This window comes from Streptomyces sp. NPDC048483, from assembly GCF_040651455.1.
Taxonomy (GTDB): domain Bacteria; phylum Actinomycetota; class Actinomycetes; order Streptomycetales; family Streptomycetaceae; genus Streptomyces.
This window is the reverse complement of record NZ_JBEZJZ010000092.1, coordinates 1-16,140: the sequence shown is the minus strand read 5'-3', so window position 1 is coordinate 16,140 and position 16,140 is coordinate 1. Positions and strand designations below refer to the sequence as shown.

Annotated in this window: 15 protein-coding genes, 1 pseudogene and 1 riboswitch; of the genes and pseudogenes, 4 read left to right on the top strand and 12 right to left on the bottom strand. The window is 71.4% G+C overall.

The window, feature by feature from the left end:
- The first annotated feature begins 187 nt into the window (after window positions 1-187).
- Together AB0D04_RS32720 and AB0D04_RS32715 are read left to right on the top strand one after the other, a co-directional pair.
- The gene (locus AB0D04_RS32720; protein WP_362710787.1) at window positions 188-772 is read left to right on the top strand and encodes a hypothetical protein; all 585 of its coding nucleotides are present in this window, start codon (window positions 188-190) and stop codon (window positions 770-772) included.
- 481 nt (window positions 773-1,253) lie between these two features.
- Window positions 1,254-3,161, top strand: coding sequence for an AAA family ATPase (locus AB0D04_RS32715; RefSeq protein ID WP_362710784.1), 1,908 nt, complete (start codon window positions 1,254-1,256; stop codon window positions 3,159-3,161).
- Window positions 3,162-3,213: 52 nt separating this feature from the next.
- Here the strand turns inward: AB0D04_RS32715 and AB0D04_RS32710 are convergent, their stop codons facing one another.
- A complete protein-coding gene (locus AB0D04_RS32710; RefSeq protein WP_362710782.1) occupies window positions 3,214-3,636 on the bottom strand; it encodes a MarR family transcriptional regulator in 423 nt (140 codons plus the stop codon).
- A gap of 176 nt (window positions 3,637-3,812) precedes the next feature.
- Here AB0D04_RS32710 and eno point away from each other — a divergent pair, with 176 nt between their 5' ends.
- Complete coding sequence (gene eno, locus AB0D04_RS32705) at window positions 3,813-5,114, top strand: phosphopyruvate hydratase (RefSeq protein ID WP_362710779.1); 1,302 nt, start codon at window positions 3,813-3,815, stop codon at window positions 5,112-5,114.
- A gap of 127 nt (window positions 5,115-5,241) precedes the next feature.
- Here eno and AB0D04_RS32700 read toward each other — a convergent pair.
- The 11 genes and pseudogenes from AB0D04_RS32700 to ribD form a co-directional block, all read right to left on the bottom strand.
- Window positions 5,242-6,040, bottom strand: a pseudogene (locus AB0D04_RS32700) (IS5 family transposase).
- An 84-nt stretch (window positions 6,041-6,124) separates the two neighbouring features.
- Entirely contained in the window at window positions 6,125-7,228 is a 1,104-nt protein-coding gene (locus AB0D04_RS32695; RefSeq protein WP_362710777.1) for a hemolysin family protein, read from the bottom strand.
- On the bottom strand, window positions 7,225-8,574 hold the full coding sequence (locus tag AB0D04_RS32690; RefSeq protein ID WP_362710775.1) for a hemolysin family protein: 1,350 nt from the start codon (window positions 8,572-8,574) through the stop codon (window positions 7,225-7,227). The genes AB0D04_RS32695 and AB0D04_RS32690 overlap by 4 nt, the downstream gene beginning before the upstream one ends.
- 174 nt (window positions 8,575-8,748) lie before the next feature.
- Window positions 8,749-9,207 carry a PH domain-containing protein gene (locus AB0D04_RS32685; protein WP_362710773.1) on the bottom strand — a complete coding sequence of 153 codons (459 nt, stop codon included), beginning with the start codon at window positions 9,205-9,207 and terminating at the stop codon, window positions 8,749-8,751.
- 43 nt (window positions 9,208-9,250) lie between these two features.
- Window positions 9,251-10,099 carry an ATP phosphoribosyltransferase gene (gene hisG, locus AB0D04_RS32680; RefSeq protein ID WP_362710770.1) on the bottom strand — a complete coding sequence of 283 codons (849 nt, stop codon included), beginning with the start codon at window positions 10,097-10,099 and terminating at the stop codon, window positions 9,251-9,253.
- Window positions 10,100-10,153: 54 nt separating this feature from the next.
- The gene (locus tag AB0D04_RS32675; protein WP_052853797.1) at window positions 10,154-10,426 is read right to left on the bottom strand and encodes a phosphoribosyl-ATP diphosphatase; all 273 of its coding nucleotides are present in this window, start codon (window positions 10,424-10,426) and stop codon (window positions 10,154-10,156) included.
- A 35-nt stretch (window positions 10,427-10,461) separates the two neighbouring features.
- The gene (gene ribH, locus AB0D04_RS32670; protein WP_362710767.1) at window positions 10,462-10,947 is read right to left on the bottom strand and encodes a 6,7-dimethyl-8-ribityllumazine synthase; all 486 of its coding nucleotides are present in this window, start codon (window positions 10,945-10,947) and stop codon (window positions 10,462-10,464) included.
- A gap of 72 nt (window positions 10,948-11,019) precedes the next feature.
- Window positions 11,020-12,300 carry a bifunctional 3,4-dihydroxy-2-butanone-4-phosphate synthase/GTP cyclohydrolase II gene (locus AB0D04_RS32665; RefSeq protein WP_362710764.1) on the bottom strand — a complete coding sequence of 427 codons (1,281 nt, stop codon included), beginning with the start codon at window positions 12,298-12,300 and terminating at the stop codon, window positions 11,020-11,022.
- Window positions 12,297-12,950, bottom strand: a complete 654-nt coding sequence (locus tag AB0D04_RS32660; RefSeq protein ID WP_362710761.1) for a nicotinamide mononucleotide transporter family protein — start codon at window positions 12,948-12,950, stop codon at window positions 12,297-12,299. Before AB0D04_RS32660 ends, AB0D04_RS32665 begins: the two co-directional genes overlap by 4 nt.
- Entirely contained in the window at window positions 12,947-13,591 is a 645-nt protein-coding gene (locus tag AB0D04_RS32655) for a riboflavin synthase (protein ID WP_362710759.1), read from the bottom strand. The genes AB0D04_RS32660 and AB0D04_RS32655 overlap by 4 nt, the downstream gene beginning before the upstream one ends.
- Window position 13,592: 1 nt before the next feature.
- Window positions 13,593-14,720 carry a bifunctional diaminohydroxyphosphoribosylaminopyrimidine deaminase/5-amino-6-(5-phosphoribosylamino)uracil reductase RibD gene (gene ribD / locus AB0D04_RS32650; RefSeq protein WP_362710756.1) on the bottom strand — a complete coding sequence of 376 codons (1,128 nt, stop codon included), beginning with the start codon at window positions 14,718-14,720 and terminating at the stop codon, window positions 13,593-13,595.
- Between the two features lie 151 nt (window positions 14,721-14,871).
- A riboswitch (FMN riboswitch) is annotated at window positions 14,872-15,002 on the bottom strand.
- 202 nt (window positions 15,003-15,204) lie between these two features.
- Here ribD and AB0D04_RS32645 point away from each other — a divergent pair.
- Window positions 15,205-16,011, top strand: a complete 807-nt coding sequence (locus AB0D04_RS32645) for an NAD(P)H-binding protein (RefSeq protein ID WP_362710754.1) — start codon at window positions 15,205-15,207, stop codon at window positions 16,009-16,011.
- The last annotated feature ends 129 nt before the right edge of the window (window positions 16,012-16,140 follow it).

Here is a 16,140-nt window from a genome sequence, read left to right as displayed (position 1 = left end):
AGTCGGATGCGGGCGAGCAGGTGCGATCGGGTGAGAGCCGGGGTGAGCGGCCGGGCCGGGACGACGAACGGACACGTGCATGTCAGCGATGGCTCCAACTATCGCCGGTCCCCGCGGGCTTCGGCCAGCGGTTCGGCGCGCGTCGCCGTACGAATATTGGTGTGGACCACTGACGTACGCTGGCCCGATGGAACAGGATCTGACCCTGCTCGCCGCCCGGCTGCGCGCCCTGCCGCCCTCCTGCGGGGCGGTCCGGCTGATCGCGGTGGACGGGCATGCGGGGTCGGGCAAGAGCACCTTCGCGGCGCGGCTGGCGGAGGCGCTCGGCGGGGCGCCGGTGGTGCACACCGATGACCTGGCCACCCACGACGAGCTGTTCACCTGGGACGAGCGGTTCCGGGAGCAGGTGCTGGAGCCCTTGTCGCGCGGGGAGAGTGCGCACTACGGGGTCTACGACTGGGTCCGGCGCGCCTTCACCGAGCGGCGGGAGCTGACGCCCGCGCCGGTCGTACTGATCGAGGGGGTCGGCGCGGGGCGCCGCGCGCTGCGCCCGCATCTGACGTGCCTTCTGTGGATGGAACTGGCACGCGAACACTCATGGGAAAGGGGTCAACTCCGCGACGGGCCGGACCTTTCGATCTTCTGGGATGGCTGGATTCGTGCGGAGCGCCGGCACTTTGCGGAGGACCCCTCGCGTCCGTACGCCGATCTCCTGGTGCACCAGGGAAAGGTGGGGTACGAGGTACGTGTGGGGCCGTCCGGGGCATCATGATCACCCCCGGAATTCACTCTCCGTAGCGACCCGCGGCCGGGACGCACGGAGACGACGACAGGGTCCCGCCGAGTGCCCCAACTCGGCTTGACCTAGGGGGCGTACAGGACTTACGTTCTCAATGTGCGGTTCAACGGACCGCCCGCAGACGCGAAGCCCCCGGTTGTTCCCCCGTGATCGGGGGCTTCGTTCTGTGTGAAATCCGTTCTCCGGGCCGCCTCCGGCCGCCCATCCCTCACCCTCGGTCACCGTAATCTTCGCGCCGCCGAGCCCCTCCGTTCCGGCCCCTCTCCCCCGTGCCGCCCTCTTCGGCCTGCACCGATCTCGCGGGTACGATGCGAGTCCGTGCCTCCGCAGGGCCCGGACCGCTGTGTGTGCGTGACGGACAACTCCCGCCCGCCGTATGGCGGTTCGGGCGGCCGCAGGCCCGGCACACACCCGGCGGCGCACACCTCGGGGGGACGTTTTGTGGGGGGACGGGATGGATTTCGGCACGCAGGGCTCGCCCGCCCCGGCCGAACTCGCCTGGCTGCACGCGGTCGACGCGTACACCGTGGGCGCATATCCGCAGGCCGAGGAGGAGTTCCGGGCCGCGGTCGGGCTCGATCCCACGATGGCCGACGCCTGGCTCGGCCTGCATGCACTGCGCGCCGACACCTCCACCGCACTGCTGCGGATGCACCAGCACCGCGACCGCTTCGGTGAACAGCGCACCCGCCACCGCCGCACCCTCAACTCCTGGTACTGGCTGGGCTGGTGGGTCCAGCCGGTGCTGGAGACCGGCCGCGATCTGCTGCTCGCCCACGCCTCCCACTGGCTCGACGGCCGCCATGTCGCCGAGCTCGACCAGGCACTGGCCGGCTGCCCGCCCGTCGACACCGACCCCCAGGTCCGCTTTCTGCACGCCTGCCGCGCCTATCTCGTCAAGGACTGGGACCAGCTCATACGGCACACCGAGCCGCTGCTCACCGACCCGGTGCTGGGCATCGAGGCCGGGCTGTTCGGCGGGATGGCGCGGGTGCGGCTGGAGATGTACGGGCAGGCCGAGCCGCTGCTGGCCACGGCGCTGATGCGGTGCCGCAGCGAGCAGCCGCAGCGCAAGGAGCTGCGCTACTGGCTCGCCCGCGCCCATGAGGGCACCGGGCGCAGCGCCGCGGCCCTGCCCCTCTACCGCGCGGTGCACCGTGTGGACCGGGCGTTCATGGACACCGCCGCGCGGCTCGCCGCCATCGCCGAGGCGGACGGCCTGGACGAGGGCCCCGGTCTCGCGACGGTCTCCGCCTCCGGCGCCGGCCAGGAGGCGGCCGGCGATCTGGACCCGCTCGCTCCGCTCGACCCCGTGGACGGCCGTGAGCTGCTGGCCACCGGCGATCCGGACGGGCCGGTGACCCCCGACCTGGGCGGTCCGCCGCCCGGCGGGGACACCACCGCCCGGATCAAGGCCGCGGCCCCCGGCCCGCGCGGCGCCGAGCGGCTGCCCGCCGGGCCCGCCGATCCCGTCCTGCTGGAGAAGGCGCTGGCCGAGCTGGAGCGGATGGTCGGCATGGAGCCGGTCAAGCGGCAGGTGCGGGCGCTGTCGGCGCAACTGCGGATGGCGCGGCTGCGTGCGAGCCAGGGGCTGCCCGTACAGCCGCCCAAACGGCACTTCGTCTTCTCCGGTCCGTCCGGCACCGGCAAGACGACCGTGGCCCGGATACTCGGGCGGGTCTTCTACGCGCTGGGGCTGCTCGGCGGCGACCATCTCGTAGAAGCTCAACGCGCGGACCTGGTCGGCGAGTTCCTGGGCCAGACCGCCGTCAAGGCCAATGAGCTGATCGACTCGGCGCTGGGCGGGGTGCTGTTCGTCGACGAGGCGTACAGCCTGTCCAACTCCGGCTACAGCAAGGGCGATGCGTACGGGGACGAGGCCCTCCAGGTGCTGCTCAAGCGCGCCGAGGACAACCGCGACCGCCTCGTCGTCATCCTGGCCGGCTATCCGGAGGGCATGGACCGGCTGCTGGCCGCCAACCCCGGCCTGTCCTCCCGCTTCACCACCCGCGTCGACTTCCCCAGCTACCGCCCGCTGGAGCTGACCGCCATCGGCGAGGTGCTGGCCGCGGAGAACGGCGACCGCTGGGACGAGGAGTCCCGCGACGAGCTGTGCAGCATCAGCGGCCATGTCGTCGACCAGGGCTGGATCGACGAGCTGGGCAACGGCCGCTTCCTGCGCACCCTGTACGAGAAGAGCTGCGCCTACCGCGATCTGCGGCTGTCCACCTGGCGCGGCACCCCGAACCGCGATGACCTCGCCACACTGCGGCTGCCGGATCTGATGCAGGCGTACGGGGAGGTGCTGTCGGGACGCGGGCCGGATGCGCCGGGGCCGCCGCCGAGGGGGCTGGACCTCTAGGGGTGTCCGGCGGATCATCCTGGTGAGATCGGCCTGATCCGCCGGACACTCCCTAGCGCGCGGCGAGCCGCTCCATCAGGGCGGCGCTGCGCGCCAGCACCTCGCGCTCCTCGCCGGTGAGCTCGAGCTCGATGGCTTGGGCGAGCCAGCCCGCCCTGCGCCCGCGCTCCGCCTCGAGAGCCGCCTGTCCCGCAGGGGAGAGCTCCACCAGGGACTTGCGGCCGTCCGTGGGATGCGCCCGGCGGAAGACGAGCCCCTGTTCCATGAGCAGCCCGACCGCGCGGGCCATGGACTGGGGCCGTACGCGCTGATCCGCCGCCAGATCGCTGGTGGTCATGGCCCCGTTGCGATCGAGGGTGCCGAGCACGGAGGCCTGGCCGAGCGGGATCCGGTCCTCGTGCTTCACGCGCCGCGTGAGCTTGCCCATCGCGATACGCAGTTCGGTGGCGACGGCGGCGGGTTCCGGGGTGGGCATAGGGCACTTTAACCGGTGACCAAAGGCGACGCTGTGCGCCTTACCTGCGCAGCCGAACTGAACAGCACAACTGAACAGCAGAACTGAACAGCATTGCTGTAGAGTCAGTGCTGTCGCGGCACGCGTCAGCGCTGTCGCAGCAGGGCCGCGGCGTACATCAACGCGAAGGACCTCCCATGGTTTCCACGGCAGTTGAGTCCACCGTCATTCAGTCCGTCACCGCCCGCGGGGTCATCGACAGCCGGGGCAACCCCACCGTCGAGGCCGATGTCCTCCTCGCCGACGGATCCCTCGGCCGCGCCGCCGTCCCCTCCGGCGCCTCCACCGGCGCACGGGAAGCCGTGGAGCGGCGGGACGGGGACCCCGGGCGCTGGCACGGCAGGGGCGTCGACCGTGCGGTCGCCCACGTCAACGGCGACATCGCGTCAGCGGTCGTCGGGCGCGACGCCGACGATCAGGCGGGACTCGATGCCGCGCTCGTCGCGCTCGACGGCACGGCCGACAAGTCCCGGCTCGGCGCCAACGCGCTCCTTGGCGTCTCCCTCGCCGCCGCAAAGGCTGCCGCGGCGGCCCACCGCCAGCCGCTCTACCGCTACCTCGGCGGCGCCGACGCCCGCCTTCTCCCGCTGCCGATGATGAACATCGTCAACGGCGGCGCCCACGCCGACAACCCGCTGGACTTCCAGGAGTTCATGATCGCTCCGATCGGTGCGGAGACCTTCGCGGAAGCCGTCCGGATGGGCTCCGAGGTCTTCCATACGCTCCGTCGCGATCTGCTGTCCGCCGGGCACTCCACGGGCGTCGGCGACGAGGGCGGCTTCGCGCCCGCACTCCGTACCGCCGAGGAAGCGCTCGACTTCGTCATGACGGCCGTCGAGCGCACCGGTTACCGGCCCGGCACGGACATCGGCCTGGTCATGGACCCGGCCTCGTCGGAGTTCTTCCAGGACGGTACGTATGTGTACGCGGGCGAGGGTGTGCGCCGTACGCCCACCGAACACGCCGACTACCTGGCCAAGCTGATCGACGCATACCCGATCGTCTCCATCGAGGACCCGATGGCCGAGGACGACCTGGACGGCTGGCGGGAGCTGACCGCCCGCGTCGGCGACCGCTGCCAGCTCACCGGCGACGACGTGTTCTGCACCAATGAGAATCTGCTGCGCGAGGGCATCCGCACCGGTGTCGGCAACTCGGTCCTGGTCAAGGTCAACCAGATCGGCACCCTGACCGAAGCCCTCGCCACGGTCGCCACCGCGCACCGCGCCGGCTGGACCGTCGTCATGTCGCACCGTTCCGGCGAGACGGAGGACACCACCATCGCGGACCTGGCGGTGGCGACGGGCTGCGGCCAGATCAAGACCGGCTCACTGTCCCGGTCCGACCGTACGGCGAAGTACAACCAACTCATCAGGATCGAAGAGGAGTTGGGTGCATCCGCGCGGTACGCGGGCGGAGCGGTGCTTGACCGTTCCTGACCAACTGCAGTGCCTTTTCGCCCAAGAACCCTTGGTAAGGGTGCATTCCGCTGTCGATCAATAGCGTTGTGCCGTCGTCGCCACACCAGGGGCACAAGGCCCCTCGGGACCAGTCCTGTCCGGCGGATCATGGTCTGAGCCAAGGTCGGATCGATGCGACGGCGACGGTGCCGTGGAAGACGTAAGCCCGCTTGTCCTAGCGGGTGGCCACGGCCCGGAAGTGCTTGAGCCGGTTGATGGTCCGCTCGACTTCGTTGCGCCGCTTGTAGATCTCCTTGTCGAAGCTGGTGGGCCGGCCGCCCTTGTTTCCACGGCGTTTGTTCGATCTGGCGTCTGCGCAGGTGGCGGCGGTTTCGGCGGAAGCTGTATGCCTTGTCGCCGCCAATGGGATCTGGTCGGGTGCGGGGGGCGCCGGGCGCGGGCGACTCGCATGCGGTCCAGGACGTCGATCATCTGTGGGGCGTCGCCCCACAGACCAGGCGTGAGCAGGAAGGCGAGCGGGCGTCGCCAGCCTTCACCGGCCAGGTGGGTCTTGCAGGTCAGCCCGCCCCGGGAGCGTCCGAGTCCTTCGTCGGACCGGTGCCGCCGGGGCCTTGATCTTCTTTCGGAAGGTGCGGTGCTTTCTTCCGTGCTCCGGCGGCGTGCTGGTGAGCGCGGCATGACGTCGAGTCCACGCTCACCATGCTCCAGTCGATGCGCCCCTCCGCATCCGCATCGGCCTGGACGCCCGCCAGGGTCCGGTCCCAGGTGCCGTCAGCCGACCAGCGCCGGTGCCGCTCGTGGACGGGCTTCCACTTCCCGAGACGTTCAGGCAGATCCCGCCACGGAATCCCTGTCCGCTCGCGGAAGAGAATCCCGTTGATCACTCTGCGATGACTTTCCCCACGCCCGCCCGGCAAGCCGGTATTGGGCAGATGCGACGTCAACCGCGCCTACTCGTCATTCGTCAGATCACCTCGCCCCATGCGCCGGCACCCGGGAGACCGCGCCGACCGGCATCACCCCGCCCCTCACCCCGCCAGCGCCCGGTCCTCCTGCGGCAGGGCGCGTGGTTCGGCGACGCGTTCGGCACGGGCCTCGGGTGCGCGGCGGTGGGCCGGGTCGCGGACCTCGCCGACCAGCATCTCCAGGACGTCCTCGAGGGCGACCAGGCCGAGCACCCGGCCGGTCCCGTCGGCGACCGCCGCCAGGTGGGAGGCGGCCCGGCGCATCGCTGTCAGGGCGTCGTCCAGGGGGAGCTCGGCGCGGAGGGTCGTCATCGGGTGCCAGATGCGCTGCGGGACCGCGCGGTCGCGTTCCTCCAGGTCCAGGACGTCCTTGACGTGCAGATAGCCCATGTACGCGCCGCCGGGCGCGCAGACCGGAAAGCGGGAGTAGCCGGTCTTGACGGTCAGCTCCTCCACCTGGCGGGGCGTCACCGTCGGATCGACGGTGACCAGGCCCGCCCGGTCGAGGAGGACATCGGTGACGGGGCGGCTGCCGAGCTCCAGGGCGTCGGACAGGCGCTCCTGTTCGGCCGGATCCAGCAGGCCCGCCTGGCCGGAGTCCTCGACGAGATGGGTCAGCTGCTCGCTGGTGAAGACCGCCTCGACCTCGTCCTTGGGCTCGACGCGGAAGAGCCGCAGCACACCGTGGGCGCAGGCGCCGAGCAGCGCGGTGACCGGGCGGCACAGCCGCGCGAAGGCGACCAGGCCGGGGCTGAACCACAGGGCGGTCTTCTCGGGCGCCGCCATCGCCATGTTCTTGGGGACCATCTCGCCGATGACGAGGTGGAGGAAGACCACCAGGGCAAGGGCTATGACGTAGCCGAGGGGGTGGATGAGGGCCTCGGGGAGGCGGATCGCCTCGAAGGCCGGTTCCAGGAGGCCGGCGACCGTGGGCTCGGCGACCGCGCCGAGGGTCAGGGAGCAGACGGTGATGCCGAACTGTGCGGCGGCCATCATCTGCGGGAGGTTCTCCAGGCCGTGCAGGACCTGCCGGGCCCGTTTGGAGCCCGCGGTCGCCAGTGGCTCGATCTGGCTGCGGCGTACGGAGACCAGGGCGAACTCGGCGCCGACGAAGAAGCCATTGGTGAGGACCAGGAGTATCGCGAAGAGAAGCTGGGCGACGGTCATCGGGCCACCTCCGCGAGGAGCGCTGCGGAGGGCGCGGCGACGGGTGCCGTCCGTACGATCCTTATCCGCTCGGCGCGGTGGTGGGAGACCAGCCGGACCCGCAGCCGCCAGCCGTCGAGTTCGGCGGTGTCGCCGGGTGCCGGGATCCTGCCGAGTATGTGTGCCACCAGTCCCGCCACCGTCTCGTACGGGCCGTCGGGAGCGTCCAGGCCGATCCGCCGCAGCGTGTCGACGCGGCAGCCGCCGTCGGCGTCCCAGGCGGGGCGGCCGTCCTCGGCCGGGGCGTGGCCCAGCTCGGGCAGGTCCACCCGGTCGTGTTCGTCGCGGACCTCGCCGACGAGCTCCTCGATGATGTCCTCCAGGGTGACCACACCGGCCGTGCCGCCGTACTCGTCGACGACCACGGCTATCGGCTGTTCGCTGCGCAGCCGCTCGAGCAGTGACTGGACCGGCAGCGTCTCGGGGACCAGGAGCGGCGGCACCGCGATCCGGCCCGCCGGGGTGCGCAGCCGCTCGTGCGCCGGGATGGCCAGCGCGTCCTTGAGGTGGACCATGCCGATGACCTCGTCGAGCCGGGTGCGGTAGACGGGAAAGCGGGACAGACCGGTGGCACGGGTGAGGTTGACGACGTCCTCGGCGGTCGCGGAGGCCTGGAGGGCGCTGACGCGTACGCGCGGGGTCATGACGTTCTCCGCGGTCAGGCCGCCGAGCGTGATGGTCCGTACGAAAAGGTCCGCGGTGTCCTGTTCGATGGCGCCGGCCTGGGCGGAGTGGCGGGCGAGCGAGACCAGTTCGCCGGGGGTACGGGCGGAGGCCAGCTCGTCCGTCGGTTCCACGCCCAGGGCACGGACGAGGCGGTTGGCGACGGTGTTCAGGAGGGTGATCACCGGGCGGAAGAAACGGGAGAAGGCGTTCTGCGGGCCGGCGACGAAGCGTGCGACGTGCAGCGGCTTGGAGACCGCCCAGTTCTTGGGCACCAGCTCGCCGATGACCATCTGGACACCGGAGGCCAGCAGCATGCCGAGGACGACGGCGACGCCGGGTGCCGCGGCCTTGGGCAGGCCGATGGCGCGCAGCGGCTCGCCGAGGAGTTCGGCGAGTGCGGGCTCGGCGAGCATGCCGACCACCAGGGAGGTGATCGTGATGCCCAGCTGGGTGCCGGAGAGCTGGAAGGAGAGTTCGCGGAGGGCCGAGACGACGGTGGCGGCGCGCCGGTCGCCGTCGGCGGCGGCGCGCTCGGCGTCGGCCTTCTCGACGGTGATGAGCCCGAACTCCGCGGCCACGAAGAATCCGTTGGCCAGGATCAGGACGAGGGCCGCCGCAAGCAGCAGCAGGGGGCCGGTCATGCCGCCGCCTCCGTGGTACGTGGGGGTTGGGGAGGGGCGGCGCAGGTACTACAGGGCGATCCGTCCATTGCCGGAGGGATTCACTCCTCGGTTCGCAGGTGGCCCACGGAGGGGCGGGACGCACGGCGCGTCCCGGAGAACAGAGTAAACAGCGAGGCCCGCATTAGGGCAGGCTCACCCGGCCGTGTGCTCGCCGGTGCCGTGGTTCTCGGCGAGATCACGCAGCGCGCGGGCGTCGCGGATGGCCTGGTCGCGGGCGATGCCGGGCTGGATGCCCATGGCGGGCAGGCTGGTGCCGTCGGCGAGGTCGAGGTGGACCCAGGGGTCGCCCTGGCGGAGGTTGACCCGCAGCACCTGGGCCCAGGCCAGCTCGCGCTTGGTGGTGAGGTTGACGACGGTGATGCCCTCCTGCCGCGCGACCACCTTGGGGCGGGCGAGCAGCAGGAGGACGGCCAGGATCAGCAGGCCGGTGCCGACGAAGCTGCTCCGCTCGCCGCCGGTCAGCTTCGGCAGCGCCAGTGCGATCGCCGTCAGGGCGGCGAGCTGGGCGATGCCGACGGTGTACAGGACGGCCCGGGTACGGGCCGGCCGGAAGGTCACCGGGAGGCTGGGCAAAGGCGCAGGCGCGGACACGTCGTCGGTCTTCCGTCCGGGATCGGGGAGGGGCTGCGGGCGGTCAGAGCCGGCAGGCGTGGATGCCGGTGGTGAGGATCGCGCGGGCGCCGAGGTCGTAGAGCTCGTCCATGATCCGCTGGGCCTCCTTGGAGGGGACCATCGAGCGGACCGCGACCCAGCCCTCGTGGTGCAGCGGGGAGACGGTGGGCGACTCCAGACCGGGGGTGAGGGCGACGGCCTTCTCGACGTGCTCGACGCGGATGTCGTAGTCCATCATCACGTAGCGGCGGGCCACCAGGACGCCCTGCATACGGCGCAGGAACTGGCGCACCTTGGGGTCGTCCTCGGGGGCGCCGGCGCGGCGGATGACGACCGCCTCCGACTTGAGGATCGGCTCGCCGATGATCTCCAGGCCGGCGTTGCGCAGGGTGGTGCCGGTCTCCACCACATCCGCGATGATCTCGGCGACGCCGAGCTGGATGGCGGTCTCGACGGCGCCGTCGAGGTGCACGACGGAGGCATTGACGCCGTTGTCGGCGAGGTGCTGGGTGACCAGGCCGGCGAACGAGGTGGCGATCGTCATGCCGCCGAACTCGCTGACGTCCTTGGCGGTGCCCGGCCGGGTGGCGTAGCGGAAGGTCGAGCCGGCGAAGCCGAGCTGCATGATCTCCTCGGCCTGGGAGCCGGAGTCCAGCAGCAGGTCGCGGCCGGTGATGCCGATGTCGAGCTTGCCGGAGCCGACGTAGACGGCGATGTCGCGGGGGCGGAGGAAGAAGAACTCGACCTCGTTCTCCGCGTCGACCAGGACCAGTTCCCGGCGGTCCTTGCGCTGGCGGTAGCCGGCCTCATGCAGCATCGCCGACGCAGGCTCGGACAGTGAACCCTTGTTGGGGACAGCGATGCGCAGCATGAGAGCAGGTTCCTTTGCAGCTAAAGGGAGTTGGGGTGAGAGCGGGATGCGGGATCAGAGGTGGGCGTAGACGTCGTCGAGGGAGATTCCCTTGGCCACCATCATCACCTGAAGGTGGTAGAGGAGCTGGGAGATCTCCTCGGCGGCGGCCTCGTCGGATTCGTACTCCGCGGCCATCCAGACCTCGGCGGCCTCTTCGACGACCTTCTTGCCGATGGTATGGACACCGGCCTGCACCAGCTCGGCGGTACGGGAGGTGGCGGGGTCGCCGGTGGCGGCCTTCTGCTGGAGCTCGGTGAAGAGCTCCTCAAAAGTCTTCTTGGACATGGTGACGCCTACCCTACGCGGTCGCCCCGCTCCCCTTACCGCCAGGGTTCGGAGACGGAGCGCAGCGTGGCGGCGGTGGCGACCGCGGCGGTGACCGCTTCGTGGCCCTTGTCCTCGGTCGATTCCGCAAGGCCGGCCCGGTCCAGGGCCTGCTGCTCGGTGTCGCAGGTCAGCACGCCGAAGCCGATGGGGACGCCGGTGTCCACCGAGACCTGGGTCAGGCCCTGGGTGACGCCCTGGCAGACGTAGTCGAAGTGCGGGGTGCCGCCCTTGATGACGACGCCGAGCGCGACCACCGCGTCATAGCCGCGGCCGGCCAGGACCTTGGCGACGACGGGCAGCTCGAAGGCGCCGGGGACCCGCAGCAGCGTCGGCTCGTCGATGCCCAGCTCGGTCAGCGCCCGCAGCGCGCCGTCCACCAGGCCGTCCATCACCTGCTCGTGCCATTGTGCGGCGATCACAGCCACCCGCAGGTCGCCACAGTTCTTCACGGTCAGTTCGGGTGCGCCCTTGCCGCTCACGATTCTCCTCGTACGGGTGATGGTGGTGGTGATGGTGATGTGCTGACGGGATGGCCGGCTGGTTCCGGCGGGTTACTGGTTGCCGCAGGTGGTCGCGTGGTCGGGTTCCAGCCAGGGCAGGTCGTGGCCCATGCGGTCGCGCTTGGTGCGCAGGTACCGCAGATTGTGTTCGCCGGCCTGGACGGGCATCGGCTCGCGGCCGGTGACCTTGAGGCCGTGCCGCAGCAGGGCGGCGGTCTTGTCGGGGTTGTTGGTCATCAGGCGCAGCGAGCGCACGCCCAGGTCCTGGAGCATCTGCGCGCCCGCGGCGTAGTCGCGGGAGTCGGCGGGCAGCCCCAGTTCGAGGTTGGCGTCGAGGGTGTCGCGGCCGCGCTCCTGGAGTTCGTACGCGCGCAGCTTGGACAGCAGGCCGATGCCGCGGCCTTCGTGGCCGCGGAGGTAGATCACCACGCCGCGGCCGGCTTCGGTGATCCGCTCCAGCGAGGCCTCCAGCTGGGGGCCGCAGTCGCAGCGCAGCGAGTGGAAGATGTCGCCGGTCAGGCACTCGGAGTGGACCCGGACCAGGACGTCCTCGCCGTCGCCGATCTCGCCGGCGACCAGCGCGATGTGCTCGACCCCGTCGACGGTGGAGCGGTAGCCGTACGCGGTGTACTCGCCGTGCGCGGTGGGCAGCCGGGTCTCGGCCTCGCGGCGGACGGTGGGGGCGGAGGTGCGGCGGTAGGCGACCAGGTCCTCGATGGAGATGACCGCCAGGCCGTGCTTACGGGCGAACGGGACCAGCTCGGGCAGCCGCAGCATGGTGCCGTCCTCGCCGGCGATCTCCACGATGGCGGCGGCGGGGCGGAGTCCGGCGAGCCGGGCGAGGTCGACGCCGGCCTCGGTGTGACCGTTGCGGACCAGGACGCCGCCGGGCTTGGCGCGCAGCGGGAAGATGTGGCCGGGCCGGACGAAGTCGCCGGGCGTGGAGTCACCGGCGGCCAGCAGCCGCAGCGTGGTGGCGCGGTCGGCTGCGGAGATGCCGGTGGAGACGCCGTGCGCGGCGGAGGCGTCGACGGAGACCGTGAAGGCCGTCCGCATCGACTCGGTGTTGTGGTCGACCATCTGCGGGAGTTCCAGCCGGTCCAGCTCGTCGCCCTCCATAGGGGCGCAGATCAGTCCGCGGCATTCGCTCATCATGAAGGCGATGATCTCGGGGGTGGCCTTTTCCGCCGCGATGACGAGATCGCCCTCGTTCTCACGGTTCTCGTCGTCCACGACGACGACGGGGCGGCCCTCGGCGATATCGGCGATGGCCCGTTCGACGGGGTCCAGCGCCAGGTCGTCGGCGTCGTACCAGCTCTGCAGTGCGGTCATGCCGCTGCTCCTTCCAGGACGGGGCGGGTGGCGGCGCGTGAGCGCAGCCACCAGTCGCGCATGCCCCACACGACGAGGGCGAGATAGACGACGTAGACAAGGCCGGAGAAGGCGAGGCCGCCGGCGAAGGCGAGCGGCACGCCGACGAGGTCGACGAGCAGCCAGGCGAACCAGAACTCGACCAGGCCGCGCGCCTGGGCGGCCATCGCGGCGAGCGTGCCGACGAAGATGTAGGCGTCCGGCCAGGGGTTCCAGGACAGCTGCGGGAGGAGGGTGAACAGTCCACCCACGGCCGCGGTCCCCAGGGCCGTACCGCCGATCAGCACGGCGCGCTCGCGCCGGCTCGCGAACCGTACGGCGATGGAGCCGTCCTGCGCCTGCTGCCGGCCGCGCTGCCACTGCCGCCAGCCCCACAGCGCCACGCCGATGACGAGGAGCTGTTTGCCTACGCCGCCGCCGAGGTGGGCGGAGGCGTAGGCGGCGACGAGGACGACGCCGGAGAGGAACTGGGCGGGCCAGGTCCATATGGAGCGGCGCCAGCCGAGAGCCAGGGCGGCCAGGCCGATGGTGTTGCCGACCATGTCGGACCAGATGACGTGCTGTCCGAAGGCCGTGAAGGCCTCGCCGTTCAGCCAGCCGACGGCGCTCAACGGTCCATCTCCTTGATTTCCTCGATGTCCTTGAGGTCCGCTGCCTGCGAAGTGCCCTGGCCCAGCAGCCGCTCCACGTACTTGGCGAGGATGTCGACCTCGAGGTTGACGGGGTCGCCGACCTGCTTGATGCCCAGGGTGGTGAGGTCGAGCGTGGTGGGGATGAGGCTGATGGTGAAGTGGTCGTCCGCGGCGTCGACGACGGTGAGGCTGACGCCGTCGACGGTGATGGAGCCCTTCTCGACGACATAGCGGGCGAGCGCGGCGGGCAGCGCGATCTTGACGATCTCCCAGTGTTCGCCGGGGGTGCGCGCGGCGATGGTGCCGGTGCCGTCGACATGGCCCTGCACGAGATGTCCGCCGAGCCGTCCGCCGAGCGCCATGGGGCGCTCCAGGTTGACTTGCGAGCCGGCGGCCAGCGCACCGAGGCTGGAGCGGTTCAGGGTCTCGGCCATCACATCCGCGGTGAATTCCCCGTCCCCCGTCTCCACGACGGTCAGACAGACGCCGTTGACGGCAATGGAGTCGCCGTGCTTGGCGTCTTCGGTGACGACGGGGCCGCGCAGTCGGAAGCGGGAGGAGTCACCAAGGTTCTCGATGGCGACGACCTCGCCCAGTTCTTCGACGATTCCGGTGAACACGTCAGTTCTCCTCAGGAAGGGCGTGACGGATGGGAGTGGCGGTGATGCGCAGATCGGGTCCGAGCCGTTCGGTGTCGGTCACATCGAGCCGCAACGCCTCGGCGATGGTGGTGATTCCGGCGTCGCCGACGGCGGCCGGGCCGTTGCCGAGCAGCACCGGCGCGAGATAGCCGACGACCTTGTCGACGACCTGGGCGGCGAGGAAGGCCCCGGCGAGCGTGGGCCCGCCTTCGAGGAGTACGGAGCGGACATCGCGCTCGTACAGGGCCGTCAGCAGTGCGGGGATGTGGAGGCCGCGGCCCTCGGTGGCGCGTGGCAGCCGGACGATCGGGGCGAGGCCTTCGAGGTGGGTGGTGTCGGCGTCCTCGGCGACCGCGATCAGGGTGGGCGCGGTGCCGTCCAGGACGCGGGCGCCGGCCTTGACGGCGGTGGCGCCGGTGTCGACGACGACCCGCAGCGGCTGGCTGATCTCGTCGTCGGAGAGGCCGCCGATCCGGGCGCCGAGCTGGGGGTCGTCGGCGCGGGCGGTGCCGGAGCCGACGATCACGGCGTCCGCGGCGGCCCGCAGCCGGTGGACGTCGGCGCGCGACTGCGGCGAGGAGATCCAGCGGCTGGTGCCGTCGGCGGCGGCGATCCGGCCGTCGAGGGTGGCGGCGTACTTCCACAGCACGAACGGGCGGTGGCGCAGCACCGAGGTGAGCCAGGCTTCGTTGCCGGCGGCCGCCTCGTCGGCGAGGAGTCCGCCCTCGACGTCGATCCCGGCCTCGCCCAGGGTGACCGCGCCTCCGGTGGCGGTCGGGTTCGGGTCGGAGACGGCGTAGACCACTCGGGCGATCCCGGCGTCGATCAGCGCCTGGGCGCAGGGGCCGGTGCGGCCGGTGTGGTTGCAGGGTTCGAGGGTGACCAGTGCGGTGCCGCCGCGGGCCCGTTCGCCCGCCGCGCGCAGGGCGTGGATCTCGGCGTGCGGTCCGCCGGCCCGCTGGTGCCAGCCCTCGCCGGCCGTACGGCCCGCGGAGTCCAGGACGACACAGCCGACGACCGGGTTGGGGCTGGTGTGCCCGAGGCCGCGCGCGGCGAGCTCAATGGCTCGGCGCATCGCCACGGTCTCATCGGGGGCTGCGGTGGCCACCGGGTCCTCCTGCCTCTTCGGGCACGGACTCCGGGGCTGTCTGGACGACAGAAGCGGAAACGGAACAACGGGGACACCGGACCGGAAGGCGTCAAGCCCGCCCGGATACGACCGGACGCGCCGCCTACGGCGGTGTACCGAAGCTCGCCCGCCGCGCACTGCCTCCCATCCGGACTTTCACCGTCGGTGCAGGAATTTCACCTGCTCAACCGGCCGCTGGCTGCGGACGGGTCGCGGACTGTAACCGCCGGTTCGGAATTACACCGACCCCGGAGTGCGCTGCTGCTTTTATGTCAGTACAGCTTCAGTCTGCCACGGCTGATCGTCGGCCATACAGGCGAGGGCCTGTGGGGTGGCTCACAGGAGTGCGGCGCGTCGGCTGTCACGGACGGCCCGCCTGCGTCGTCACAGTGGGGTCGGCGCACACCCCGGAGGTGCGCACCGCACGGTAGGCACCCCTCCCACCCTCAAGGACTGATCTCCGATGGCGACACTTCTGGTGACCGGCGGCACGGGCACGCTCGGGCGGCCCCTGGTCGACCGGCTGCTCGGCGACGGCCACGACGTACGGTCACTGAGCCGGCGGCCGCACACGGGCCAAGAGCGGCAGCGGCTGCGGGTGTACGCGGTCGATCTGCTCGACGGCACCGGGCTGGGCGAGGCGGTTGCCGGGGTGGACGCGATCGTGCACTGCGCCACGTCGCCGGCGGGCGGCGACACGGAGGCGGCGGGGCGGCTGATCGCGGCGGCCAAGGAGGCGGCCGTACCCCATCTGGTCTATATCTCCATCGTCGGTGTGGACCGGGTCCCGCTGCGCTACTACCGCACCAAGCTCGCGGTGGAGCGGCTGATCGAGGACTCCGGCCTCGGCTGGAGCGTGCTGCGGACCACGCAGTTCCACCATCTGGTGCTCGAGCTGATCAAGGCGGGCGCGCGGTCGCCGGTGCTGCCGGTGCCGGCGGGGCTACGGGTGCAGCCGGTCGAGGTGGCGGAAGTGGCCGCGCGGCTGGCCGAGTTGGCGGGCGGCGCGCCGGCCGGCCGGGTCACCGACCTCGGCGGCCCCGAGGTGCTGGAGGCGCGGGACCTCGTACGGGCAACCCTGGAGGCGGGCGGGCGGCGCCGGCTGCTGGTGCCGCTGTGGCTGCCGGGCCGGACGTTCGCGGCGGTGCGGCAGGGCGGGAATCTCACGCCGGAGCATGCGGACGGGCGGCGGACCTACGCGGAGTTCCTGGCGGAGCGGGCCGAGGGCGGGGTACCGGCTCAACCGGCAGGCACGAACAGCTCGTTCTGAGCGGCGTCGCGGGCGGCGAGCACCGCGCCGAGCAGCACCGCGCGCCCGCCGACTCGTGGGGCGGGAGTTCCTGGCGTATGGAGTAGGAGCCGTGCTTGCGGCTGGTGAGCTTGGGGCAGTTCTTGCCGA